Source organism: Acinetobacter halobius (assembly GCF_044130335.1).
GTDB lineage: Bacteria > Pseudomonadota > Gammaproteobacteria > Pseudomonadales > Moraxellaceae > Acinetobacter.
This window is the reverse complement of record NZ_JBIQOD010000009.1, coordinates 68,829-91,933: the sequence shown is the minus strand read 5'-3', so window position 1 is coordinate 91,933 and position 23,105 is coordinate 68,829. Positions and strand designations below refer to the sequence as shown.

At 41.9% G+C, this 23,105-nt stretch carries 18 protein-coding genes; 5 read left to right on the top strand and 13 right to left on the bottom strand.

Annotation, left to right across the window (positions count from 1 at the left end):
- The first annotated feature begins 3 nt into the window (after positions 1-3).
- The 3 genes from ACE01U_RS09810 (at position 4) to rsfS (ending at position 2,169) form a co-directional block, all read left to right on the top strand.
- Entirely contained in the window at positions 4-879 is an 876-nt protein-coding gene (locus ACE01U_RS09810) for an NAD(P)-dependent oxidoreductase (protein WP_395579347.1), read from the top strand.
- Between the two features lie 15 nt (positions 880-894).
- Positions 895-1,689: a hydroxypyruvate isomerase family protein gene (locus ACE01U_RS09805; protein WP_086209864.1), complete on the top strand. Its 795-nt coding sequence runs from the start codon at positions 895-897 to the stop codon at positions 1,687-1,689.
- 75 nt (positions 1,690-1,764) lie between these two features.
- On the top strand, positions 1,765-2,169 hold the full coding sequence (rsfS, locus tag ACE01U_RS09800; protein ID WP_086209865.1) for a ribosome silencing factor: 405 nt from the start codon (positions 1,765-1,767) through the stop codon (positions 2,167-2,169).
- 45 nt (positions 2,170-2,214) lie between these two features.
- Here rsfS and ACE01U_RS09795 read toward each other — a convergent pair whose 3' ends face one another.
- The 9 genes from ACE01U_RS09795 to ACE01U_RS09755 all read right to left on the bottom strand — a co-directional run bounded on the left by ACE01U_RS09795 (position 2,215) and on the right by ACE01U_RS09755 (position 14,042).
- Complete coding sequence (locus ACE01U_RS09795) at positions 2,215-2,823, bottom strand: hypothetical protein (protein WP_395579346.1); 609 nt, start codon at positions 2,821-2,823, stop codon at positions 2,215-2,217.
- Positions 2,824-2,839: 16 nt separating this feature from the next.
- On the bottom strand, positions 2,840-4,174 hold the full coding sequence (locus ACE01U_RS09790) for an ammonium transporter (RefSeq protein ID WP_395579345.1): 1,335 nt from the start codon (positions 4,172-4,174) through the stop codon (positions 2,840-2,842).
- A 353-nt stretch (positions 4,175-4,527) separates the two neighbouring features.
- A complete protein-coding gene (locus ACE01U_RS09785; RefSeq protein WP_171327399.1) occupies positions 4,528-5,934 on the bottom strand; it encodes an efflux transporter outer membrane subunit in 1,407 nt (468 codons plus the stop codon).
- On the bottom strand, positions 5,934-9,065 hold the full coding sequence (locus ACE01U_RS09780) for an efflux RND transporter permease subunit (protein WP_395579344.1): 3,132 nt from the start codon (positions 9,063-9,065) through the stop codon (positions 5,934-5,936). The genes ACE01U_RS09785 and ACE01U_RS09780 overlap by 1 nt, the downstream gene beginning before the upstream one ends.
- Positions 9,066-9,073: 8 nt before the next feature.
- Positions 9,074-10,249, bottom strand: coding sequence for an efflux RND transporter periplasmic adaptor subunit (locus ACE01U_RS09775; RefSeq protein ID WP_162622342.1), 1,176 nt, complete (start codon positions 10,247-10,249; stop codon positions 9,074-9,076).
- A gap of 71 nt (positions 10,250-10,320) precedes the next feature.
- Entirely contained in the window at positions 10,321-10,944 is a 624-nt protein-coding gene (locus ACE01U_RS09770) for a TetR/AcrR family transcriptional regulator (protein WP_086209870.1), read from the bottom strand.
- A gap of 177 nt (positions 10,945-11,121) precedes the next feature.
- A complete protein-coding gene (locus ACE01U_RS09765) occupies positions 11,122-12,576 on the bottom strand; it encodes an NAD(P)(+) transhydrogenase (Re/Si-specific) subunit beta (protein ID WP_086209871.1) in 1,455 nt (484 codons plus the stop codon).
- A 3-nt stretch (positions 12,577-12,579) separates the two neighbouring features.
- Complete coding sequence (locus tag ACE01U_RS09760; RefSeq protein WP_086209872.1) at positions 12,580-12,903, bottom strand: proton-translocating transhydrogenase family protein; 324 nt, start codon at positions 12,901-12,903, stop codon at positions 12,580-12,582.
- 11 nt (positions 12,904-12,914) lie between these two features.
- Positions 12,915-14,042, bottom strand: a complete 1,128-nt coding sequence (locus ACE01U_RS09755; protein WP_086209873.1) for a Re/Si-specific NAD(P)(+) transhydrogenase subunit alpha — start codon at positions 14,040-14,042, stop codon at positions 12,915-12,917.
- Positions 14,043-15,104: 1,062 nt separating this feature from the next.
- On the opposite strand from ACE01U_RS09755, the gene ACE01U_RS09750 reads away from it, so the two are divergent.
- On the top strand, positions 15,105-16,295 hold the full coding sequence (locus ACE01U_RS09750; RefSeq protein WP_086209874.1) for an MFS transporter: 1,191 nt from the start codon (positions 15,105-15,107) through the stop codon (positions 16,293-16,295).
- Positions 16,296-16,347: 52 nt separating this feature from the next.
- Here the strand turns inward: ACE01U_RS09750 and ACE01U_RS09745 are convergent, their stop codons facing one another.
- The 4 genes from ACE01U_RS09745 to ACE01U_RS09730 form a co-directional block, all read right to left on the bottom strand.
- Complete coding sequence (locus ACE01U_RS09745) at positions 16,348-16,992, bottom strand: HEPN domain-containing protein (protein ID WP_086209875.1); 645 nt, start codon at positions 16,990-16,992, stop codon at positions 16,348-16,350.
- A 173-nt stretch (positions 16,993-17,165) separates the two neighbouring features.
- Positions 17,166-18,716 (bottom strand): arylsulfatase, encoded by a 1,551-nt coding sequence (locus ACE01U_RS09740; protein ID WP_171264472.1) that lies wholly within the window; start codon positions 18,714-18,716, stop codon positions 17,166-17,168.
- A gap of 121 nt (positions 18,717-18,837) precedes the next feature.
- Positions 18,838-20,100 (bottom strand): anaerobic sulfatase maturase, encoded by a 1,263-nt coding sequence (locus ACE01U_RS09735; RefSeq protein WP_395579342.1) that lies wholly within the window; start codon positions 20,098-20,100, stop codon positions 18,838-18,840.
- Positions 20,101-20,399: 299 nt separating this feature from the next.
- Positions 20,400-21,389: an NADP-dependent oxidoreductase gene (locus ACE01U_RS09730; protein ID WP_395579341.1), complete on the bottom strand. Its 990-nt coding sequence runs from the start codon at positions 21,387-21,389 to the stop codon at positions 20,400-20,402.
- Positions 21,390-21,993: 604 nt separating this feature from the next.
- On the opposite strand from ACE01U_RS09730, the gene dusA reads away from it, so the two are divergent.
- The gene (dusA, locus tag ACE01U_RS09725; protein WP_395579340.1) at positions 21,994-23,013 is read left to right on the top strand and encodes a tRNA dihydrouridine(20/20a) synthase DusA; all 1,020 of its coding nucleotides are present in this window, start codon (positions 21,994-21,996) and stop codon (positions 23,011-23,013) included.
- Positions 23,014-23,105: the final 92 nt, after the last annotated feature.

The following is a 23,105-nucleotide window of genomic DNA, read 5'->3' as shown; positions in this document are numbered from 1 at the left end:
CCCATGAGTTTCGATCGACACACTAAAATTGCATTTCTTGGTATGGGGCTCATGGGAAGCCGAATGGCGACCCGATTAATTCAAGCAGGTTTCGAAGTCGCGGTCTGGAACCGCACTCCAAATGCCAAGGATGCACTCATTGATTTGGGAGCAACAGACTTAGCCCTGCAAGACATAGCCCTCTATCCCGTTATCCTCACCTGTTTAGCTGACGACAAAGCGGTTGAAAATGTTTATGAACAAATAGAGCCGTTTTTAACAGCCAATCAAGTACTTGTCGACTTTTCCAGTCTTTCGGTTGAGCAAACGATTAAACTTGCTGCACGTGCTGAGCACAAACAGGTGCAATGGATTGATTCGCCTGTGTCTGGAGGAACTGTAGGTGCAGAGCAAGGAACGTTGGTGATTTTTGCTGGCGGTGATGTTCAAACCATTCAGGACTTGTCTTTAATTTATAATATTCTGTCGCAGCGCGTTACTTGCATGGGCGCTACAGGCACAGGACAAGCCACTAAAATTTGCAATCAACTGATTGTGGCTGCCAATAGCACCTTGATTGCTGAAGCGGTGGCTTTAGCTGCTAAAGCTGGCGTAGATACTCGTCTACTTGCACCAGCACTCGCAGGTGGTTTTGCAGATTCTAAACCCTTTCAAATTTTAAGCCCACGTATGGCCACACACCAATTTGAACCCGTACAATGGAAAGTACAAACCCTCTCTAAAGATTTAAACAATGCTGTGCAACTCGCAACCCACCATCAACTCGATATCCCCGTTGCAGCACGAGCACTTCAGCAATTGCAAGCACATCAACAACAAGGCTATGCTGAAGCTGACCTTGCCTCGGTCATATTACAAGTAGAACAGAAAGCCAAATAACAAAAGGAGAAAATCATGACCAAACTTGCTGTAAATTTATCCATGATTTTTACCGAAGTACCGCTGCTTGAGCGTTTTGCTTTAGCTCAAGCCGCAGGCTTTAAACATGTTGAGATCCAATTTCCCTATGAACTGAGCATTGAACAAGTTCAAACTCAGCTAACACTACATGACTTAAGCCTCTGCTTGATTAATGTTCCTGCAGGCGACCTCATGACAGGTGGTAATGGTCTAGCAGGTGTCCCTGGCAAAGAACTGGAGTTTCATCGGGCCCTACAGTTGGCTGTGCAATATGCCAGCGCACTCAAAGTACCAAGCGTGAATATCCTTGCAGGCAAACAGCCATTGGACGCTGACCTCCTGCCTTGTTTAAACACCTTGGCTAAAAACTTAAAGTTAGCCTGCCACATGTTCACCGAACATCAAATTCAACCTGTCTTTGAAATGATCAACGGCACCGATATGCCACGCTTTTTAGTACAAAATATTGCCCAAGCACAAGAAATGTTAGAAGCCGTAAAACACCCTGCACTTAAAATGCAATACGACTGCTATCACATGGCAATGATGGGTGAGGATGTCCTTCAAGGCTTACAAGAAAATATTCAAGATATTGGACATATCCAGTTTGCCGACTGTCCGGGCCGGCACGAGCCAGACACTGCACAAATAATGTATGCAAATATTTTTGAATGGTTACAACACAGCAACTATGATGGTTTTCTTGCGGCTGAATATCGACCAAAAACTGTTTCAACTCAGTCCTTTGCATGGAAGGCAAAATACTTTGCCACGCATCCTCAAAGCTAAGCCTTGTCAGATTTGAATTTTTCGGCCAAAAACTCTATACTATAAGGTGAGTTATTGTCCGGAAAAATTCCCTTTATGAATTTAGAACCATCGCCCAGCGCTTCTAATTCTCACGATCTCGCAATGAATACACAAGCTGCCGACGTACAAGCTTGCTTAAAAGTTGTACACGAAGCCCTTGAAGATGTAAAAGCAAAAGATATTTTAGCGCTTGATGTCAGCTCAATCAGTAATGTTGCTGATGCAATTGTAATTGCAAGTGGTACATCTACGCGTCACATTAAAGCACTTGCAGATAACGTTGCTGAAGAAGCACGTAAAGCAGGCTTCCGCCCTCTCGGTGTCGAAGGCGAACGTGATGCTGAATGGATCTTGATTGATCTTGGCTTTGTTGTTGTGCATGTGATGTTGCCAACAGCACGTCGTTTCTACGACCTCGAAAGCCTATGGCGTGCAGCCCCAGAAGAAACTGTAGCCTAATCAAAAAAAGCGACCTAAAGGTCGCTTTTTTATACGCTATATTTTCTAAATGAGCCAATGCAAATCCACTGACGGATACTGTGTTTTAACCTGTCTCTTGATACTGGCATAAACCTGATCAGCTTTTGCAGGGCCGTAAAATTCACAGTACTTTTCATAGCAGGCTGTCAACATCTGAGCATACTGAGCCATCAGTAAAGTATTTAGAAGCATCCGATCATCCAACCTTTGGCTTGCAGACATCAAAATAGATAATGCTTCCAACTCCACCTTTACTTCACTTTCAAAATCCTGCATATCAACATCTTTTACCGACTGACAAATACCTTGCATAAAAAAGATGAAAGCATCCAATAATTGCTCTTGCGTCTGTTCTGCTCGGAGCTCTTGGGCTGTAGGCTTGAGTAATACTTGTTTTTCAACTTGTGCCATCTCTGCTAAGACATTTCTAAGCATATCTTTGCGGTGATAACGCAATTCTTCAGTAGTGCAAATTTCACTCAAAAAACGATTTAAAACAAAGGATGGTTGGTCACCATATTTGGCTTCCCAGTGATTCAACACTTGCTCCAAAAGTGTCCCCGGTAAGTATTGACTGAGGCCTCGTTCAATCGCTTGACGTTTTTGCAAAATACTTAATGTTTCAGTCGACATGAGCTATCCTCTTCATTTAATGACGTTTAGTCATATCATCTGTTTCAAAAGTCACATCATGCTGAAACTCTGGATAGGACAGTTCGGCATGTTCGGTATAGTCTAAACCACGTTGTTCATGTTGTTTACTTACACGTAGACCACCCAATACTTTATCCAAGACTTTGAACACAATAAAAGCCACACCAAATCCCCAAATAAATGCAGCCATAATACCTAAAATTTGTACTGCAATTATTTCTGAATTAAACATTCGCCCTTCAAAAAATAGCCCTGCTGCCAACGTCCCCCACGCACCACAAAAGCCATGCACAGTCACGGCATCAACCACATCATCCAAACGAAGTTTTTCCATCAATACAGGTAAAATACTGACCAGAATTCCAGCAAAGGCTCCACTCATCACTGCAAAAAGTGGGCTCATGGTTGCACAGCCTGCGGTGATTGCAACCAACCCACCTAAAGACGCATTAATCGTGCCTCGCATTAAAATCGCTTTACCTCGAATCAGGGTATAGACCATGTAGACAACGGCCGAAGCACACGCCGCTAAATGCGTGTTTAGGGCTATACGTCCAATACTCACTTCAGCTTTAACGGTAGAAGCAGCATTAAAACCAAACCATGCTAACCATAAAATAAAACCACCTAGTGCCACCAGCGGTAAATTATGTCCAGCCAAATAGTGAACTTGCCCATTGCGACCAAAACGTCCGAGTCGTGGCCCAAGCACAATAATACCCGCCAGAGCCACCCATCCACCAATCGAGTGCACAACAGTTGAACCTGCAAAGTCGATAAACCCTAGAGCCTTCAACCAGCCCTCGCCGTCAAACAAACTTCCCCAAGCCCATGCCCCAAAGATCGGATAAATCAAACCGCTCACTACGGCCGCACTGACAATATAGGCTACAAAGTGAATACGCTCTGCCATTGCGCCACTGGCAATAGTGGTGGCCGTTGCAGCAAACATCATTTGGAAGAACAATAAATTCCAATGCCATCCATCCATTTCATTGGGTGCAAAATAAGAAGTTCCGATCCAGCCAGTTTGGTTTACCCCAAACATTAAGCCAAAGCCAATCAACCAAAACACCAAGCCCCCCAAACATGCATCCATATAGTTTTTCATGAGTACATTAATCGTGTTTTTAGAACGAACTGAACCACTTTCAATCAGTGCAAAACCCGCTTGCATAAAAAACACCAAGATACCACCTAGCACCACCCAAACACTGTCTAAAGATAGGCGAATTTCTTGTATATTGGCTGCACTCACCACAGGTTCAACTGCCCAGGTTGAGCTAGAACACAGTAAATATAGCCCTGCTAAAATTTGAAGTTTTTTCATCATTATCCCCCAAAGAATCGAAATAAAAATTGCAACAAATATGCCAATTTCTAGGGATATACTTAATTTTCTATATATATTTCAAAACATTTATTTGATCAAAAGTTCCAGTAACTCAACCTTTTTCAACCTTATTTTCACATAAACAATCTTTCTAAAATTTAAAACCCATTTCTCTTCTTGCATAGAAAACACATACATTCTGCCTTACATCACGCGTACTCGAGCTAATGTCATTCAAATATTAAAACGATGTTGCTTTGAGACCCTTTTCAGAAAGACGCCAAACCTCTCACATAAAAAAAGTGACCCGAAAGAGTCACTTTTATAAAACAACGAACCCATTCAATTTTTTATTGCGCGTCAGCCCCCCCGCCTAAGACCTTATATAAGGTGACACGATTGGTGGCTTCCTCTAGAACCAACGTAACAAGTTCTTGCTGTGCACTATAATATGTTCGCTGCGCAGTCAGGGCCGTCAAATAGCTATCCAAACCTTCTTTGTACCGGGCAGTAGATAAACGATAACTACGTTCCGAGGAACGGACTAGGTCTTTTTGTGCATCAAGTTGCGCTTCAATATTCTGACGCACAGCCAAAGCATCTGCTACATCAGAAAAAGCAGTTTGAATGGCTTTCTCATATTGTGCAATATAGATATTTTTCTGAATTTTGGCTGAATCTAAAGAAGCTTTAAGCTCCCCTCCTTGGAAAATAGGCACAGAGATCGTTGGTATAAATGACCATGTACCAGTTCCAGCACTAAACAACTTTTCTAAATCGCTACTGCTTCGCCCAGCCGTGGTGGTTAATGAAATGGTTGGGAAGAAAGCTGCTCTTGCGGCTCCGATGTCAGCATTTGCTCCCTTTAAGAGATGCTCTACATATAAAACATCGGGGTGGTTTTGCAGCATGCTCGAAGATAAGTTTGCAGCAATTGGAGCCAGACGTATGGATTGCAAATCTATATCATTTGAGGGAAGAAACTCAGCTGGTACAGCAGTGCCTACGATTAAGTTCAATGCATTCTGCGCTTGAGCCAAAGCCTTTTTGTAACTGGCAATATCAGCCTTGGCACTATCGACACTGGTTTTAATTTCCTCATAGTCTAGGGCAGAAGATATACCTTCTTTATATTTGGCATAAGTGAGTTTGAGTGTTTTTTCCTGACTGGCCAGCGTGCTTTCTGCAATGCGCAATTGTTGCTGATAAGCTGCGATCGTCAACCAATCACTGGCAACCTCTGCAACCAAGCTCATACGCGAACTGCGTTGTGTTTCAGCGGTTGCAAAATAGCTTTCTAAAGACTCAGTATTCAGACTTCGAATACGACCAAACAAATCAAGCTCCCAACTGGTAAATCCTACAGAAAACTCACTAGAGCGACTGATTTGGCTTTGCCCCGATGAGGATTGTGCTTTAGATGCAGATTGAGATACAGATGCACTTACACTTGGATATAAGTCTGCTTTCTGAATGCGATATTGTGCTCTAGCTTTATCAATATTCAACATCGCCATACGCAAGTCACGATTATTATCTAAAGACATCGCAATGACTTTTTGTAAGCGAGTATCAAGAAAAATAGTGCGCCACTGTATATCTGCAACTGGTTGAGAAGAGCTCCCCCCCACAGCCTGATTATTAAATGACGTTGCGACAGGCGATGTTGGTTGACTATATTCTGGATTGAGATTCATGCACCCCGTCATTCCCAGAAAACACAGCCCCACTGCGCCATATTTATAGTTCAACAACATTATGAATGCTCCTGTGGTAATTCAGCTGTTTTCTTTTTGGAAAAAATGCTACGGATAAGAACATAGAATAAAGGGACAAAGAAAATACCAAGTGCCGTAGACAATAGTGTTCCACCAAAAACACCTGTTCCTAGAGAGTGGCGTCCGCCTGAACCTGCTCCCGTACTAATCACCAAAGGCAATACCCCGAGTAAGAACGCAAATGATGTCATTAGAATTGGACGCAGACGCATTTTGGTTGCATGTAAGGTTGCAGCTATTAAGGTTTCACCTTTTTCTTCTAACTCTTTAGCAAATTCCACGATCAAAATCGCATTTTTCGAAGCCAGACCGATGGTTGTCAGCAAGCCAACTTGAAAATAAATGTCATTAGATAAGCCTCGTAACGTTGTAAATAATAAAGCGCCCAACACACCAATCGGCACGACAAGTAAAACAGAAAAAGGAATCGACCAACTTTCGTATAAAGCCGCTAAACACAAGAATACAAACAGGATTGAAATAGCATATAGCAGGGGTGCCATATTGCCCGACTGCTGTTCTTGATAAGACAAGCCAGACCATGCATAACCAAAACCATTTGGCAATTGTTTGACTAAGTTTTGCATTTCTGCCATCGCCGTTCCAGAACTCACTCCTTCTGCGGCTTGCCCTGAAATTTCCATTGCGGAAGAACCATTAAAACGAGCTAAAGAAGACGGCGCAAAGTTCCATTTACTTTCAGTGAAAGCAGAAAATGGCACCATATCATTATCATCATTTCGAACGTACCAGCGATTAATATCGCTAGGTAACATACGCGCAGACGCTTCACCTTGCACATAAACCTTTTTAACACGCCCATTATTTACAAAGTCATTGACATAGCTACTGCCCAAAGCAGTTGATAAAACATCATCAATATCACTTTGACTGACTTTTAAAGCACCTGCTTTGGAGTCATTAATTTTCAAGGCAAATGTAGGTGCATCTTCTAAGCTGCCATAGCGAACAGCCGTAAGCTTTTCATTTTGCTGAGCGAGTTTTAGAAGCTGATCACGGGCCGAAACCAATGCATCATGCCCAGCTCCACCCAAATCTGTCAGCTCCATGGTGAAACCTGAGCCTTGTCCCAAACCCGGAATCCCAGAGGGTGCCATGGCAAAAATCTGCGCATCTTTAAACTTAGAAGCCATATCTTTGGTAATACGGTTCCCAACACTTGTAGCATCGGTAGAACGTTCAGACCAATCTTTTAACTTAATGAATCCCATTCCTGAGTTCTGCCCACTACCTCCAGTACTAAAACCAGCAACACTCATCACCGATTCCACTTCAGGTTGCTTTTCTACATAGTCAGCAACTTGATCCATAACACGCACAGTTTGTTGTTGCGTCGCACCTGATGGTAGTTTGATTGACACCATCAACATGCCCTGATCTTCTTCAGGTAAAAATGCTGTTGGAAGTTTCCAAAACAGCCCCGCAATAGAAACAACAATGAGTAAATAAGCCACCAGACCTAGACGTTTATGAGCAAGTATCCATTTCACACCACGGTTATAGCGCTCGGTATTGGTATTAAATGTCTGGTTAAACCACTGAAAAAATCGAGAAAGCACGCCTGTTTTTTTCTCAGTTCCATTTTGATGAATTGGCTTCAACAAGGTTGCACATAATGCGGGGGTAATCGTCATTGCAACAATCACCGAGAGAATCATCGCAGAGGCAATCGTAATAGAGAACTGGCGATAAATGGCTCCTGTAGAACCACTAAAGAATGCCATCGGAATAAATACCGCCGTCAGTACTAAAGCAATACCAATAAGCGCACCTGTAATTTGCCCCATTGATTTTTCAGCAGCAGCCTTAGGTGATAGTCCCTCCTCTTGCATGATCCGTTCAACGTTTTCCACCACAACAATCGCGTCGTCCACCAAAAGACCAATCGCCAACACCATGGCAAACATTGATAAGGTATTAATGGAATAACCCAAAATAGACAACACGCCAAAGGTCCCCATGAGCACAACAGGAACGGCAACTGCAGGAATTAAAGTAATACGCCAGTTTTGCAAAAACAGATACATAATAATGATGACCAGCGCAATTGCTTCAAATAAGGTCTTCACTACTTCTTCTATCGAAATTTTGACAAAGGGTGCTGTGCTATAGGCAACCTTATAGTTCACACCCGTAGGAAAGAACGCTTTGAGCTCTTGTAATTTTGCTTCTACCGCATTTGAAACATCTAAAGCATTTGCACCAGCTGCAAGCTCAATCCCCATGCCTGCTGCATTCTTACCATTGAACTTACTCAAGGCCGCGTAGTCCTCACTGCCGAGTTCAACATTTGCCACATCAGACAGCCGAACCTCCGCTCCACTTTCATCTGACTTTAAAATAATATTTTTAAACTGATCCACTGTTTTTAAGCGACTACGTGCCGTTACCGTGGCACTCAGTTCCTGCCCATTTACAGCAGGTAAAGCGCCAAGAGAACCTGCCGCAACATCGCTGTTTTGTGCTTGAATAGCCGTTACAATATCACTGGGTACTAAAGAATAGGTTTTGAGTTTTTCTGGATTTAGCCAGATTCGCATGGAATACTGCGAACCCATCACTTGAACATTACCAACACCACTGACTCGACTCACTTGGTCTTTTACACTAGACACCATGTAATCTGCCAAGTCCGTACCATTCATACTGCCATCTTCTGAGATAAAACTCAGCACCATAAAGATACTACCTGAAGACTTGGTCACCGTCAGACCATTGTCCTGCACGGATTCTGGCAAAGAGGATTCCGCTTGCTTCAACTTATTCTGGACTTGAACTTGTGCCGTATCTGGGTCTGTCCCTGAAGCAAACGTTAAGGTTACCGAAGAGCTCCCCGAGGATGAACTACTTGATGACATATACAGTAAATTATCCAACCCCGTCATACTTTGCTCAATCACTTGCGTCACTGAGTTTTCTGTCGTTTCAGCTGAAGCACCTGTATAAGTTGCGCTGATACTGACTGTTGGAGGAGCAATGTCAGGATATTGCTCAATAGGTAAAGTATATATAGAAAGTGCACCCGCCAAGGTGATCACAATTGCAATGACCCATGCAAAAATAGGTCTGTTAATAAAGAAACGAGCCATTGTTCATCCTATTTTTGATCTGAGGTCACTGAATTACTTGCAGTTGCTTGCTGTACCACTTTCACGGTATTCCCCGAAGAAACAGTACTCACACCTTCAACAATCAACTTCTCCCCAGCTTTTAGACCAGAGGTCACCACCCACTGGTTGCCTTGTGCATCCGAGGTTTCGACGGTACGTTCAACCACCTTATTGTCTGCACCGACCAACTTCACAACAGGATCTCCCTTATGATTTCGGGTCACTGCCTTTTGTGGAATCAGAATAGCCTGATGATTAACTGCTAATGGTAGCTCTGCCTTGACATAAGCACCTGGAAGCAATAGATATTTAGGATTTGGAACAATAGCTCTTAAATTTACCGTACCCGTTCCAGTATCAACGGACGTTCCAATAAATTCGAGCGTTCCCGTATGTTCATAAGTCGAACCATCTTCCATAATAATACTGACAGGCACCTTACCATTAGGGGCATTCAATGTTCCCTTATCAATTTGCTTTCTCAGATTAAGTAACTCAGTGCTCGATAGCGTGATATCAACATAAATTGGGTTTAATTGTTGGATCGTTGTCAATGCGGTCGTTTGCTCAGCCGTCACCAGTGCACCAGGAGTATATGTAGACGTGGCAATCCGTCCTGAGATCGGGGCACGTATTGAGGTATAGCCCAAATTAATTTTGGCTGTATTTAACGCCGCTTTTGCAGAAATAACGGCTGCTTCTTGTTCTTTTAAAGTTGCTTGAGCATCAAGGGCATCTTGCTGACTAACCGCCTCAATTGCGAGAAGGTTTTTATAACGTTGCGCTTTGGGCTTTGCGGCAAGCAAACTCGCCTCAGCTTCAACTAAATCACCACGCGCACTTTCATGTGCTGCTTGATACAGTTTAGAATCGAGCTGATACAACACCTGACCAGCTTGTACATAATCTCCTTCCTTAAAAAGCCGCTTTTCAATAATACCACTCACTTGAGGCCTGACATCTGAGGTCAAATAAGCCGTTGTCCGACCAGCCAAGGTTTGTTTCATGTCCATAGACTGAGGTTGGATCGTCATCACCTCTACTTCAGTTACAGACTTTTGTGGAGCGACCTGCTCTTGATCACAAGCAGATAAGGTAAGACCAAGACAGCATAAAATCATTCCTGTCAGAAAAGCCTTTTTGAATACTACCGATTTTTTCATTGCACACGCACACCTAGATTTGAAAAAAGACTGAACCCACCACATTAAATTTAAGAAATAAAATATTGTATTTATTGAATATTATTTTCTTTCTCTTTCACTTCACCAAATAAGGAATCCATTGCTGTTAACATCGTTTCATAAATACGCTGTAAAATAGCCTGATCAACATCTTGCGAATACCCTTTCGCCGTTCTCAAAATGACGCCCTCCGTTAACGTGGCAACCACCTCAGCAATTGCTCTTATTTCTTGTGGAGACGCGGTTTTGTAATATTCTTTTAAAATATACAAACCTTGCTCCTGCATTTTTTTTTCTGATTTTTCAATAGTTTCGATTATTTTATTATTGCCACTAATATTGAGAACTTCATATAACAAAGATAATTCTTCAGAACTCATATTATTAGGATGCCCACTGGCAAGCTCCTGAGCCTTTATATGTACATCGTGTCGGTGAAAGCCAGGAGTGCAAATGCGCTTGTCCGTAATACTCAAAATCATATTTTCTATGATTTCATCTTTATCTTGAAAACAGCGATAAATTTGTCCGGGACCTAATCCACTGGCCTTTGCAATGTCTGCAATTGAAAGTTGATCTAAACCATGTGCTACAGTTAACTCTATAGCTTTATCAATAATAAGTTGTTTTCTTTTGTTCTGTTTTTCCGTGCGAGATAACGGGTGCAAGTCCATAATAGGGTTTAGCCAAATTGAGAATAACAATTCTCAATTTAAACACCTAAATACAAATCAGCATGCTGATTTCTTATACAAAATGTGTCTTTGTGAGGTTTTTTTGTAACTAAAGAGCTTTGGCCCTAAAACAAAAAAACCACCCGAAGGTGGTCTTTATACAATCCAGGAGGAGGATTAGTGTCCACCACCATTAATTGCTTTGGTCATATCTTCAACCACTTTTTTCGCATCACCAAAGATCATCATGGTTTTTTCATTGTAGAACAAGTCATTGTCTAAGCCCGCATAACCTGTTGCCATAGAACGTTTGATCACCATGATGGTACGTGCTTTATGTGCTTCAAGAATTGGCATGCCGTAGATTGGAGATGTCGGATCATCTTTCGCCGCAGGGTTAACCACGTCGTTTGCACCAATTACCAGTACTACATCTGTTGCAGGGAAATCTGAGTTGATCTCATCCATTTCTAAGATGTCTTCATACGCAACATCTGCTTCTGCTAACAATACGTTCATGTGACCCGGCATACGACCAGCCACTGGGTGAATCGCGAAGCGAACTTTTACGCCCTGCTCTTTTAAGATTTCACACAATTCTTTAACTGCATTTTGTGCACGACCTTGCGCCATACCATAACCCGGCACGATCACAACGCTGTCTGCATTTGACATCAAGAAGCCTGCGTCATCTGCTGAACCAGAACGGTGATTACGCTGTGCTTGTTCACCTTTGTTCGCAGAAGCCACTGCTGCACCGCCCATCGCACCACCAAACAAAACGTTGATGATCGAACGGTTCATCGCTTTACACATGATGTAAGACAGAATCGCACCAGAAGAACCCACCAGTGAACCTGCAACGATCAACATATTGTTTTCAAGCGTGAAACCAATACCTGCTGCTGCCCAACCAGAGAATGAGTTCAACAGTGATACCACCACTGGCATATCACCACCACCAACAGGCGCAATCCACACCCAACCGAATGCAAGTGCAAGTGCAGTCATTGCCCAAAATGCAGTCATGTTACCCGTGGTGAAGAAATACACACCACATGCCAACATTGCAAGGAAAATCAGCGCTTGTACAGGTTTAACCCATGCACCAGAAATGGTTTTTGCCCATTTTTTCGCAGCCAATTTACCATAAGCAAATACAGACGCTGTAAAGGTAATCGCACCAACGAAACAACCCACGAACAATTCAAACAAATGAACCTTGCTCATGTGGGCATGTTGTACACCCGCAGCAGTTAATGCAGCTTCATTTTGTGCAAATAAAGCAGTGAGTTGGTTATTGTGTAGAATTGCAGCAATCGCAATCAATACCGCAGCCAAGCCCACCAAAGAGTGCATCAATGCAACCGTTTCAGGCATTTGTGTCATAGGTACAGTACGTGCACGGGCAATACCCACAAGTGCACCCAGTACCATTGCCCCGCCAATCATCCAAATCACTGGATGATCTGCCACAAAGAAAGTAGTGATCACCGCAATCGCCATTGCGATCATGCCGTAACGGTTACCTTGAATGGCAGTTTTAGGACCTGACAAACCACGTAAAGTTAGGATAAAGAGGACAGCACCAATCAGGTAGAACCAATCCGCATAGTCTCGAATGAATTCCATATATTAGCCCTCTTTTTTCTTTTGCTTTGGCTTGAACATTTCAAGCATACGCGCTGTTACTGCAAAGCCACCAAAAATGTTGATACTTGCTAAGAACACCGCAATCGCACCTAAGATGCTCACCACGTTAACGCTTTGGAATGCGACATTGGCATCAACTCCAATCGCAGGTAAACCTACAGTTTGGATCATCGCCCCCACAATAATGATGGATGACAAAGCATTGGTTACTGCCATAAGTGGTGTATGTAATGCTGGCGTTACGCCCCACACCACGTAGTACCCTACAAAGATGGCAAGGACGAAAATTGTAATTGTTTCAACCATGATCTATCTCCTTAACCACGCTTGAGCAGTACTTGACCGCCATGAGTTACTAGAAGGGCTTTTTGAATTTCTTCTTCAGGGTTGAGTGCAAAGTTTTTCTCAGCATCAAACAAGGTGTCAAGGAAATTCAATACATTACGTGCATACAAAGCAGACGCTTCTGTTGCAACTGTAGATGGAATATTTGGAATACCTAAAATGGTCACACCATTATCAGTGACAACATTTTCACCATTCTTCGAACCTTCAACGTTACCACCCGTTTCAACCGCCATATCAAGGATGATTGAACCTGGTTTCATTTTGGCAACAGTTTCTGCTTTGATTAAGCGTGGTGCGTCACGACCTGGTAATAGTGCAGTAGTAATCACGATGTCGGCATTCGACACAGCTTTATCTACAATGATGGCTTGATCACGGATATAGTCTTCACCCGGCATCCAACCATAACCATTTTTCGCAGCATCGGCTGCTTTTTGTTGTTCTTCTGCTGACATCGGTACGTCTAACCATTTGCCACCTAAAGACTCAACTTGGTCCTTCGCTGTTGGACGTAAGTCCGTTGCTTCAACCACAGCACCCAAACGTTTTGCAGTTGCAATCGCTTGTAATCCTGCAACGCCGACTCCCATGATCACCACACGTGCAGGTTTTACTGTACCTGCAGCCGTCATCAACATAGGGAACATACGTTGGTATTCAGCAGCAGCCAAAAGCACTGACTTATAACCCGCCAAGTTCGCTTGTGAGGACAACACGTCCATGTTCTGAGCACGAGACAAAGTACGTGGCAATAGCTCTAAAGCAAATGCAGACACGTTTTGCGATGCAAATTGATCAAGTTCAGTGTTGCGGTGCGGATCAAACATGGCAATAACCGATGTATTTGGCGCAAGCTTTTGAATCTCAGCACCCTGAGGGGCACGTACTTTCAAAACGATTTGGCTACCGGTATAGGCATCATCTGTAAGCGTGGCACCAACTTGTTCATAGGCACTGTCAATATAAGCAGCTTTTACACCTGCTCTACGTTCAATGACTACACTGTGACCAGCATTGATCAATTTTTTTACCGTTTCTGGCGTTGCGGCTACACGATTTTCACCAACAACCGTTTCGGCTGGAATTCCGATCTGCATGAGCGTCCCTCAAGCTAATTTTTCTTAAAGTAAACATCACGAGTTAGGCGATGTTTCCCCCAGGATGTTCTTATGAATTTTTGGATTCTAATGAAACTTTTTTAAAATACCACCCACTATTTATTTAATAAATACCCACATACTGAACTCGTGATTCATAAAAAATATTGTGTGATATATCGTTTATTTGCTGAAAATGACATTCAAAATTGATTTATTTCTATTCAGCACTTTCCCCTCATCGCCATTTAGCATAAAAATCGCACTTTTTTTGTACAAGACTGAGTGCTTTAATTCTTCCCTATTGATCTTTTTGACCAATTCACAAATTTAAAGCATCACATCCACATAAAACCAAACCTATCATTCATAGACCTTTTCCACATCTTGTCATGCAAACTTTGCAGACATTGACCCAAGTGACAGTTTCACGGCAATGACTCTGGCTTCAAATTGAATAACATCTATGTTGAATAGATCAAAAATACCCGCACTCCAATTTCAGTCAGATGAAAAAGTGTATTTGAAAATGATTCTGTAAAAACCCTAAACAAAATTTGTCCTGTTCAATCTGATTTCAAGCTAGAGTTGGCTAACAAAAAACTTTTTTCAATATTTTATGGAGTGATAGTAAAGCCAATTGTGAGTCTGTACTTAAACCTAAATGCACCATAATCGACCACAAAAGCATCTACAAGGTCAATATTTCAACAATTTGATTTGGCTGTTTGCTGATGATTCTGATGAAGAATGATGGAATGCAACAATTACTCACAATTTTTCCCCATCAATTCAGAATTTTTTTCATTTTTCTCGGTGTTTTTTGACAGAAAATTAGAAATATCACTTTTTTTTGATTATATCTCAGTAAAGCATATCAAAAGAACATAAGAATGCGAGGTTATTACTCAGCCCTATAGCGATCCACTCGTACTTTATTTTCTGCACCATTTTTATGCTTTTAACCTCGCTTCGTATACAATTTCCCAAACGCTACATCATGATCATTCAACAGTGATGTTGTCGTTGTTTGCTCCTATCTCCCCCAATCAAAGGCTTACTATGAATACTTCCTTCGACATCAGTCGAGATAAATCACTGCTTTGGCTCATGGCAATTGTGTGTGGTTTATGTGCAGGGGCAAACTATTATTGCCAGCCTTTGATTTCATCAATACAACAAAGCCTTCAAGTTCCAGAAGAACAAGTCGCTTTAACAGTAACGTTTGCACAAGTGTCTTATGCACTAGGTTTGCTATTTATTGTGCCTTTAGGCGATATGCTCAATAAAGCCAAGCTTATTCCACTCCTGATGTTTGGTGCATCTGTAGGGCTTTTTATTTGTGCAATATCGACCAACTTAGCGATGCTCTGGATCGGGACAATTATTACAGGGTTATTCTCTGTCGCAGCTCAAGTGCTGATTCCTTTAGCTGCGATGGCAGTCAAACCTGAACGTACTGGCGAAGTGGTTGGTTTTCTCATGAGTGGATTACTGGTCGGCATCTTACTGTCTACCAGTGTGGCAGGCTTACTTTCTGATCTATGGCACTGGAAGATGATTTACATCCTCAGTGGCATTGCCATGTTTGTTCTAGCTTTCATTATGAAAGGAAAGTTGCCGCAACTACCAAAATTTAAAATCACTTATTTCACAATTTTTAAGTCCATGGGAAGCCTACTGAAACAAGAGCCACGCTTGGTGTTTCGTTCAATGACTGGTGGATTTGCTTTTGCTGCCATGAGTATGCTGTTTTCAACCATTGCCCTGCTGCTAACCTCTAAGCCATTCGAACTCTCCGATGTATGGGTGGGTATAGTGACCCTTGTTGGCGTTTTTGGGGCACTCTCGACCCAGTTCATTGGGAAATGGGCAGATCGTGGTTATACCCTAGTCCTGACTTGGGCAGGCTGCGCCATTTTAGCCTTGAGTTGGGTGTTTTTATATTTGGGTGCCAGTTCATTGCTCAGCTATGTCCTAGGCTATGCACTAATTAACCTTGGTTTAGCCACCACACATAGTTGTAATCAAAATGTGATTTTCCGTTTACGTCCCGATGCAAAGTCTCGGGTGAACTCAATCTATATGACTTTATATTTTATTGGTGGGGCGTGTGGTTCTGCGCTGGGCGTGTATGCATGGCATCATGGTGGCTGGAGCAGCACCTGTCTGGTCGGAATTTCATTGGTCATCTTGGCCAGTGTCTTTGCACTGATTGACACACTATATAGTAGAAAATATGGTATTGCCTAATACCGATAATCAGACAGCTTGCTTTAAAACTGTCTGATTTTTTATTCGTAAATTAGCTGACCTGTGCCACTGGATAATAGGGTTTCCCGTTATCTAGAGCATCTGCATTTTCCAGTAAAATATAAATCAAAGCAGGCAATAACGCGGATAAAACAAGACATGCGTCTTGGAGTTGCTCTCGGTTTAACGCGCTTTTATAGGAGCAACCACCCTGCATGAACTGATCGTTCAACGTGCATAAACGGCTAAATAAGATCAACAAAATATCTTCTGTATGTTTATTCTCTATGGCTTCTGTGACTTTCTTCTTCTCGTGTCCTCGTTGAGCTTTATACGCCTCTAGGCTAATTGCCTGATTTTGATAGTCCCAATAACTTTGCATACTATACGAACTGTTCAATAGGCGATAAATAGGCTGACTCGACCTCTCCAATAAAATTATCTCAAATTTGTGCTCAACATCATGCTGAAGCATTGTCTGTAAGAACTGGCTCAGATGCTGTTGGTTTTGAAGGTGTTCTAATTCTTGGGCATACAAAGCATGAAAAGAAATCCATAGCGTGATGAACTTCAAATCAAGATCATCATCCAATTGTGTGGCTTTTTTAAACCAGCTTAGGCCACGATGAATTCTTAAATTAAAGGCATCAGAATGCACTGCTTTTTTATCCTTAAAGACTTGCTCAAGTACAAACATATTTCCTCCATTTTTTTATTGTTATCTTCTATTTACCATAATCAATTTGAAGTCGAGGCTCAATCAAAAACAAAGATTGATGCGTTCAATAAAAATAGGTTGAAAAAAATGATGCCATATTAATAAAAAAGGCAACTCAGAAAACTGAGCTGCCTTATTCATCCAGAATGCTTTTATTTTTTCGTTGCCTGCATATTTTTAATCAGCTCACTAAAATCTAGTGTTGCTGCTTTTTGTACAGGAGGATAATCCATCAAGGATTTAATATGTGATCCAATCAAAGCCTGCAAAGGTTCAGAAATCCATTGTTTACTTTGGATAATTTCAGAACGGTCTCTTACACTATCAAAGGACTCAAATGGGTCTTGACGGAGATTGTACATGATGGGGAATTTTTGCTTTTGATAACTATCATAATAATTTTCACTGGTTTCAAAGTGAACTTTCCACTGCTTAATTCGAACAGCTCGCAGTGTTGATTCATGATAATAAAGAAAATTATTGCGCTTGCTTTCCTCTGATTTCCCTGTCCAGTAATCTAAATTATTCACCCCATCAATATATTGCTTACGATTATTTTTCATATCTTCGACAACATTTGGATTACCTGCAATCGTTGCCAATGTCGTGAAAAGATCCATGTTGGCTTGAATACCCGTTCTCACCTGCCCTGCAGGAATATGTCCTGGCCAGCGTACCATTGTCGGAACACGTACCCCACCTTCATAGGTCGTCATTTTTTCACCACGAAATGGTGTCGTACCACCATGATTTTTTGCGCTGTGTTCAGGACCATTATCGGTGGTATACACAATAATGGTATTGTCCAACACACCCATTTTCTTCATATCATCCAACAATTGACCGACTTGCATATCGTGCTCAATCATCCCGCTGCCATACAAATCATCTTCTGAGGTTGCTTTTGCAGCCAAATAGCGATGAGACGCACGTAAATGCGTATACATGTGCATGCGACTTGGATTTAGCCAAACAAAAAATGGCTTATCCGATTTTTTACTACGTTTCATGAAGTCAACACTGGCTGTAATAAACTCATCGTCTACCGTTTCCATGCGTTTGCGCGTCAATGCCCCTGTATCTTCACATTTTTGCTTCCCCATTTTTCCAAAACGAGAATCTGTAGTTTCATCATCTGTTGAAGAGGCATAGCAGTGTAAAACACCACGTGTGCCATATTTTTTATGAAATTCTGGATCTTTGGGATAATCAAATTGTTCTGGTTCTTCTTCGGTATTTAAGTGATATAAATTACCAAAGAACTCATCAAAACCATGCACAGTCGGTAAGTGTTCATTACGATCGCCCAAGTGGTTTTTCCCAAACTGACCACTCATATAACCCAAAGGTTTAAGCACTTCTGCCAAGGTTGGGGTCGCAGCTTGAATACCTAGTGGAGAACCTGGACGTCCTACTGTGGTCATGCCTGAACGAATTGGATATTGCCCCGTAATAAATGCTGCACGTCCCGCTGTTGAACTGGGTTGCGCATAATGATCGGTGAACATGATGCCTTCTTTGGCAATTCGATCAATATTGGGCGTGTTATAGCCCATAACGCCATGACTATATGCACTAACATTTGTGAAACCTACGTCATCAGACATAATCACCAAAATATTCGGTGGCTTTGCCATTAGACTCGTTGAAAGTAGTGCTCCACCCAGTACAGCGATTGAACTCGAAATCCTTTTTTTGTGCATATTCTTTTTCCTTTTATAACATTTTGCAAATTTGTCTTTCGCCTGAGCAACATTGACAAAATTCGAGATAAATCCGTTTATTTAAAAGACTATTTTTAGTCTTTATTCGCAGCAAATTTCTTTAGGGTTTAAGCTGTTTCATAATTTCACTTTTGGATAAAAGTGCAGTATGAAAAAAGCGCTTTAAGCCAGAACATAGATAATGTAAACCTGCTTCTCCATCGGGTGTTTTCAAAAAGCGATCTTTGGGACAGTCGCCCCAGCAATATTGTAAATAGGGGCACTGGCGACAGTATTGAGGCAAGCTATTCGACTTCGCATAAGCAAACTTTTTCTGTTCTTCTGAAAAGACTAGATCGCCTTGATGTATCTCTTGAATGTTACCGAGCTTGTATTCGGGATAGACAAAATGGTCACAGGAAAAGAGATCACCGTTATGCTCGATTGCCAGTGATTTCCCGCAAATCTGACCAGAAACACATTTCTGCGCGCCATAGCCAAGCATCATGGACACTATATTTTCAAACTGGTCGACAAATACCCGTCCAAAATCTTTCTTGATCCATTCCCCCCAAACCCGTGAGAGAAAATAACCCCAGTCATCAGCAACAATAGACCAATCAGTGACAACAGCGTCGTTGGTTCCTGGTTGTGCGGCAGAGCTGCCAAGTATGGGTAAATCATCAAGATTCCAATGCCCAGGCGCAGTGCTTTGGAACTGTGCACTTTCCATTCCCGGAATAAACTGGATCATCCGTGGCTGCACCTGATCACGGATAAAACGATATACATCGTTTGGGCGTTTCGCATTGTCTCGATTCACGACACACAGTGCGTTAAATGGAATCTGGTAACGATGAAGTAATTCCACGGCATGCATCACTTTGGCATGCGTAGGTTTGCCACCTTTGTTATAGCGATGTTTGTCATGAAATTCAGCTGGGCCATCAATAGATAAACCAACCAAGAAATTGTGTTGACTCAGAAACTCACACCATGCCTCATCAAGCAAGGTGCCATTGGTTTGTATGTCATTTTCAATACATTGCTTCGGCTTCTTATATTTATTTTGTAGCTCAACCACACGCTGAAAAAATTCTAACCCCATCAGGGTAGGCTCACCACCCTGCCAGCTAAAAACCACTTCATTACCTGTTTGTGCTTCAATATATTGCTTGATATGCAACTCAAGCATCGACTCCGCCATACGTGGGGTTTTAGGTTGACGCAATAAGTCTTGTTTATGCAGATAGAAACAGTAACTACAGTCCAAGTTACATTGGGCACCAGAGGGTTTGAGCATCACATGATAACGATACATTTGCCCTTGAAGCTGTATACTTTTTAAAGATGGAGACTCGGCTTGAGTAGGGATAATGCGCATGCTGATTCTATCCAGATTGTAATCATTGTTTTAATTTATATGAGAACACCCAGCCCCATAGCAAACCATGCTGACTTGGGGCTAAAAGAATAGGTTCTCGATTCGTCCATGTGATTTAAGTTTGATCGTCCACAAGAATGATACGATCTTCATCGCAATTTAAATTTCACTAAGCACAGCACCAACGCCGCCAGCATCCCCTTTGCATCTAAAACAGTTGATCCAATACACAAGGGACAGAACTTTTATAGTAAGCAATAAAATTGAATTGGCATTAACATCCATGAGAGCCATTAAGATTAAAACTTAACGATAAATTTTCCTGTATTTTCACCTTTAAATAGCTTCATTAAACCTTCAGGCAAGGACTCGAAACCTTCAACCGTATAGGTTTTATATTGGATTTTGCCTTCTGCGAGATAACAACCCAACACAGACATAGCCTCGTCTGCAAAAGACGCATAATCCGTTACAATAAAACCTTGTACACGCAGGCTTTTTAAATTGATATCTACCCAACTTGGACCCTTTGCTGGCACCTCATGGTCATAATCAGCCAACACGCCACAGACGATGACACGTGCATACCGATTTAACTGATTAAAAATAATTTCTTGGATTGATCCACCCGTATTTTCATAAAAAACATCCACACCATTTGGCGCGGCAACACGAAGTTGAGCTTCAAAATCCTCCGCTTTATAGTTAAGCGCGGCATCAAAACCCAGCTCTTCAACCAACCATTTACACTTTTCATCAGAGCCAGCAACACCTACGACTCTTAGACCTTCGGCTTTCGCCAATTGCCCGACTAATGAACCGACTGAACCTGCTGCACCTGTCACCACCAAAGTTTCACCCTTTTTAGGTTTTCCAACTTTCATTAAACCTGCATAAGCGGTCAGACCTGTGAAATAAAATAAAGCCAATATGGCCTCTGCTGGTATCGAGGCATCAATCACTTGCATGTCGGCATGACCTAAAACATATTCACTCCATCCAGTGACACCGACGACATGAGTACCGACTGGAAATTGAGCATTCAAGGAATCGACTACCACGCCGACTCCGTAAGAGCGCATGACTTCGCCTATTTGTACTGGGGGTAAATAACTGTCTTCTCTTGGTTGAAGCCAGGTGCGCATAGCAGGATCAAGTGACATATGTGTCTGCTTAACGAGAAACTCACCTTCTTTTAAAGTCGGTTGTGCCAAAGTGACTAGCTCAAAAATATCTGTAGTGATATGTCCTTGCGGATATTTTGATAACGTAAAGGCTTTATAAGTCATGATCTTTCCTACCATCATCCAAATTTGCTTTAACTCACCCTTGTGCAAACATATTTTCTCCATCAATTTAAAATTCAACGGAGCAAAATAAGGACCCGCTTACACAAGGGCATCGTTGGATTCAGAAAGTTATCAAAATTTAAATGCAGAAAAACCACTCTAAAGAATGGTAATTAATCTTTTCTCAAGAAACATGAGCGCTCAACAGTACATTAAACGGCTGTACAGAATAATCATTTACAAGAAAGTAAATAAGTACAGAACAGAACTCAAATTTCACAAAGTATAGGCAGCCCCCCACTAAACGTTGCACTTAGCAAAATGTGCGAATTTTATTTTTATGTTACTATTACATTCTGTTGGAAATTTCTGCGTGAACGTAAAGGCCTCCGCTTTACTCTTTCTTATCTCTCCAAAATTATCTCGAACATTTTTAGAACTCTTCAACGTCATCTGTTGTCGCCAATAAAAAGTTTGGCTTTGGTTTGATGGCTACTCGTTTACAGATAATTTCCTAAACATTTATTTGCATTCCATCTGCTTTAAAGTAACGAAGCCCTTTGTATAAAAAGCAGATAAACACTGATAAAGAGCCTGATTTTTAATGAATACTGACAAAACCATTGAAACCCCTCAATCTCCACGAATCAGTGTTGCGCCGATGATGGATTGGACCACAAAAGACTATCGTTTTTTTGCACGTCTCTTCAATCCGAATGTAATTTTATATACCGAAATGGTGACTACAGGTGCCATTCTATTTGGTGGTGCAAATCGTCATTTAGACTATAACAATGAAGAGCACCCAATTGTTTTACAACTTGGTGGCTCAAATCCTAAAGACTTAGCTACATGTACCAAAATGGCTCAAGACTGGGGCTATGACGAAGTTAACCTCAATGTTGGCTGTCCAAGTGACCGTGTACAAAACAATAAAATTGGTGCATGTCTTATGGCAGAGCCAGACCTCGTCGCAGAATGTATCGCTGAAATGCGCCATGCTGTGGATATTCCCGTGACCGTGAAACACCGTATCGGCATTGATGACATGCATTCTTATGAAGAAATGCTACATTTTGTTGATACCGTTGCCAAAACGGGTTGTGATAATTTCATCGTACACGCACGTATTGCCTTGCTTCAGGGACTTTCTCCGAAAGAAAACCGTGAAGTGCCCCCCCTACGCTATGAAGATGTCTATCGTTTAAAGCAAGAGCGTCCAAATCTATTGATTGAGATTAATGGCGGGGTCAAAACCTTTGCAGAAACGCAAGAGCATCTCAAACATGTGGATGGTGTAATGATCGGACGTGAGGCATATCACAATCCCTACTTTCTGGCTGAACTTGGTCAGTTGTGGAATTTAGAACTTCCAGACCGCTTTGACATTATCAATCAAATGCTGCCGTATATTGCCCAGCGTATGGCTGAGGGTGCTCCGTTATCAATTATCACTCGTCACATTTTAGGTTTATTTCAAAACCTTCCGGGTGCTCGCAAATGGCGCCAGGCCTTAAGTGGTGGTAATGCTAAGACTTTTGCTGATGTTGAAAATGCAATTCTCAACATTAAAGACGCGATGCAACGCACCGAAGATTATTTAAAAGAACAGACTCTAGCTTAGTAATTTAGAATATTAATCTAAAAGAAAAAAGCGAAGCAGATGCTTCGCTTTTTTCTTTTATAGTCTGATACAAGGCTTTACTAAAGAACGTT

Bases quoted from the DNA above. Each gene is read 5' to 3' on its own strand.
- ACE01U_RS09810 (WP_395579347.1), top strand. From the start codon at position 4: ATGAGTTTCGATCGACACACTAAAATTGCATTTCTTGGTATGGGGCTC.
- ACE01U_RS09805 (WP_086209864.1), top strand. From the start codon at position 895: ATGACCAAACTTGCTGTAAATTTATCCATGATTTTTACCGAAGTACCG.
- rsfS (WP_086209865.1), top strand. From the start codon at position 1,765: ATGAATTTAGAACCATCGCCCAGCGCTTCTAATTCTCACGATCTCGCA.
- ACE01U_RS09795 (WP_395579346.1), bottom strand. From the start codon at position 2,823: ATGTCGACTGAAACATTAAGTATTTTGCAAAAACGTCAAGCGATTGAA.
- ACE01U_RS09790 (WP_395579345.1), bottom strand. From the start codon at position 4,174: ATGAAAAAACTTCAAATTTTAGCAGGGCTATATTTACTGTGTTCTAGC.
- ACE01U_RS09785 (WP_171327399.1), bottom strand. From the start codon at position 5,934: ATGTTGTTGAACTATAAATATGGCGCAGTGGGGCTGTGTTTTCTGGGA.
- ACE01U_RS09780 (WP_395579344.1), bottom strand. From the start codon at position 9,065: ATGGCTCGTTTCTTTATTAACAGACCTATTTTTGCATGGGTCATTGCA.
- ACE01U_RS09775 (WP_162622342.1), bottom strand. From the start codon at position 10,249: ATGAAAAAATCGGTAGTATTCAAAAAGGCTTTTCTGACAGGAATGATT.
- ACE01U_RS09770 (WP_086209870.1), bottom strand. From the start codon at position 10,944: ATGGACTTGCACCCGTTATCTCGCACGGAAAAACAGAACAAAAGAAAA.
- ACE01U_RS09765 (WP_086209871.1), bottom strand. From the start codon at position 12,576: ATGGAATTCATTCGAGACTATGCGGATTGGTTCTACCTGATTGGTGCT.
- ACE01U_RS09760 (WP_086209872.1), bottom strand. From the start codon at position 12,903: ATGGTTGAAACAATTACAATTTTCGTCCTTGCCATCTTTGTAGGGTAC.
- ACE01U_RS09755 (WP_086209873.1), bottom strand. From the start codon at position 14,042: ATGCAGATCGGAATTCCAGCCGAAACGGTTGTTGGTGAAAATCGTGTA.
- ACE01U_RS09750 (WP_086209874.1), top strand. From the start codon at position 15,105: ATGAATACTTCCTTCGACATCAGTCGAGATAAATCACTGCTTTGGCTC.
- ACE01U_RS09745 (WP_086209875.1), bottom strand. From the start codon at position 16,992: ATGTTTGTACTTGAGCAAGTCTTTAAGGATAAAAAAGCAGTGCATTCT.
- ACE01U_RS09740 (WP_171264472.1), bottom strand. From the start codon at position 18,716: ATGCACAAAAAAAGGATTTCGAGTTCAATCGCTGTACTGGGTGGAGCA.
- ACE01U_RS09735 (WP_395579342.1), bottom strand. From the start codon at position 20,100: ATGCGCATTATCCCTACTCAAGCCGAGTCTCCATCTTTAAAAAGTATA.
- ACE01U_RS09730 (WP_395579341.1), bottom strand. From the start codon at position 21,389: ATGACTTATAAAGCCTTTACGTTATCAAAATATCCGCAAGGACATATC.
- dusA (WP_395579340.1), top strand. From the start codon at position 21,994: ATGAATACTGACAAAACCATTGAAACCCCTCAATCTCCACGAATCAGT.